The sequence below is a fragment of the Nocardia farcinica genome, from assembly GCF_029867845.1.
In the GTDB taxonomy this organism is placed as follows: Bacteria; Actinomycetota; Actinomycetes; order Mycobacteriales; family Mycobacteriaceae; genus Nocardia; species Nocardia farcinica_A.
In genome coordinates this window covers 1-1,055 of record NZ_JARWRU010001207.1, presented here as the reverse complement: position 1 = coordinate 1,055, position 1,055 = coordinate 1, and the positions used below count along the sequence as shown (strand labels likewise).

The window sequence follows — 1,055 nt, the reverse complement described above, 5'->3', positions numbered from 1 at the left end:
GCCGGGGGCGCCGCTACACCCCGTTTTTTTTTATCTTCCGGGGGGGCTCCCCGGGCCGCCCGAAGGGCGTGGCGGTCTCGCACGGCGCGATCGACAACCAGATCACCTGGATGCTCGCCGAGTACCCGATGGGTCCGGGGGATGTGTACCTGCAGAAGACGGCGACCACCTTCGACGTCTCGCTGTGGGGCTACTTCATGCCGCTGCGCACGGGCGCGAAGCTGGTGGTGGCCACCCACGACGGCCACCGCGACCCGGCGTACGTGGCGGACATGATCGTGCGCCACCAGGTGACGGTGACCGACTTCGTGCCGTCGATGCTCAGTGTGTTCGCCGCCAACCTGGCGGCGGGCTCGGTGCCGACGCTGCGCGATGTGTTCGTCATCGGCGAGGCGCTGCCGCCGGAGACCGTGACCGCCTGGTACCAGGTCTCCGACGCGGTGCTGCACAACCTGTACGGCCCCACCGAGGCCGCGGTCTCGGTGACCTACTGGCCCGCGCGCGGCGCGGACCAGCGCACCACCCCGATCGGTCTGCCGCAGTGGAACGTCGGTGTGTACGTGCTGGATTCGCGTCTGCGTCCGGTGCCCGACGGTGTGGCGGGCGAGCTGTACCTGGCGGGCGAGCAGCTGGCGCGCGGCTATGTGGCGCGCCCCGATCTGTCCGCCGACCGGTTCGTGGCCAACCCGTTCGTGCCCGGTGAGCGCATGTACCGCACCGGCGACCTGGTGCTGTGGCGCCGCGCCGCCGACGGCACGCCGCGCCTGGAGTACATCGGCCGCACCGACTTCCAGGTGAAGTTCCGTGGCCAGCGCATCGAGCTGGGCGAGATCGAGACCGCGCTGCTGGCGCAGCCCTCGCTGAGCCAGGCCGTGGCGCTGGTGGTGCCGTCCGCGCTGGGCGACCAGCTGGTGGCCTACGTGGTGCCGCGTCCGGGCCAGGTGGCCGACCAGACGGCGCTGCTGGCCGCGATCTCCGAGTCGCTGCCCGCCTACATGGTCCCGGCCGCGATCGTGGTGCTCGACGCCTTCCCGCTCAACGCCTCCGGCAAGCTG

The 1,055-nt window shown here is 71.4% G+C and carries 1 protein-coding gene; it reads left to right on the top strand.

Annotation, left to right across the window (positions count from 1 at the left end; genetic code table 11):
- Nucleotides 1-1,055: AMP-binding protein (locus QH283_RS26765; protein WP_280505707.1), on the top strand; the 1,055-nt coding region annotated here is incomplete at both ends.